Source organism: Paenarthrobacter sp. 10L420 (assembly GCF_056395385.1).
Genome location: NZ_JBFTJK010000061.1, coordinates 1 through 1,128 on the forward strand (window position 1 = coordinate 1; position 1,128 = coordinate 1,128).

At 61.1% G+C, this 1,128-nt stretch carries 1 protein-coding gene; it reads right to left on the bottom strand.

Annotation, left to right across the window (positions count from 1 at the left end):
- A complete protein-coding gene (locus tag AC1DD5_RS25655) occupies nucleotides 1-1,074 on the bottom strand; it encodes an IS630 family transposase (RefSeq protein ID WP_477523126.1) in 1,074 nt (357 codons plus the stop codon).
- Nucleotides 1,075-1,128 lie beyond the last annotated feature (54 nt).

Genomic DNA, 1,128 nt, shown 5'->3' on the forward strand with positions numbered 1-1,128 from the left:
CTAGTGCCGCGTGTTTGAAGTTGTCTTTGGCTTGGCTTTCGCCAGGATTTCTTCGGGTGATTTGGTCCAGGTGAAGGGGTGGCTGCGTTTGTTCCAGCCGGTGATGAATTGCCGGATCTTGCGCATCAGGTCCGTGACCGAGGTGAACGTTCCGCGGTGGATGGCCTGGCGTTCGATGATGCCGAACCAGATTTCCACCATGTTCAGCCAGGACCCGGACGTGGGGGTGAAATGGACATGGATGCGCGGGTTCTCTGCCAGCCATGCCCGGACCTCGGCCTTCTTGTGGGTGGCGTAGTTGTCCATCACCAGGTGCAGTTCCACGCCTGGGTAGGTTCGGGCCACGTGTTTGAGGAAGGACAGGAATTCCTTGTGGGTGTGGGCCGGCTTGCAGAGGCCGGTGAGGTTTCCGGTGGCGATGTCCAGTGCCGCGAATAAGGTCGTGGTTCCGTGGCGGACATAGTCGTGTGTGCGTTTCTCCGGTACGCCGATCTGCATGGGCAGCAGGGGCGCTGTCCGGTCCAACGCCTGGATCTGTGACTTCTCGTCAATGCATAGAACGACAGCGTTTTCCGGCGGGGCAAGGTAGAGCCCGACCACATCGACGACTTTTGCTTCCAGCTCCGGGTCCGTGGAGAACTTGAACGTCTCGGACTTCCATGGCTTGACCCCGTATTCGCGCCAGGTCTTGGCCACGGTGGAAAAGTCCGTCTTCAGATGCTTCGCCAGCAGCCGGGAAGACCAGTGCGTGATCCCCAGCGATGCCGGCGGCGGTGTCAGGGTCGCGGCAATGATTTTCGTCCGGTCGATCTCCCGCGGCCGGCCGGCACGCTGCTCGTCCTCCAGGCCGCCCATTCCCCGTTCCAGGTACCGTCCACGCCAGGCCAGGACAGTGGGAACCGAAACGCCGACCTCCCGGGCGATGCGTGAGTTCGGTGTGCCCTCGGCCGCCATCAAGATGATCCTGGCCCGCTGGACCAGCCCTGCCCTCATCGCCGAGGAACGGGACCACCGCGACAACACCTCAAAGTCGCCATCACGAATATCCAAAGCAGGAGCGGGAGGATGAGCCATGCCCAATTCTCCCAAACACCAACCATAAAACTACTTTAGACACGCGGCACTAGA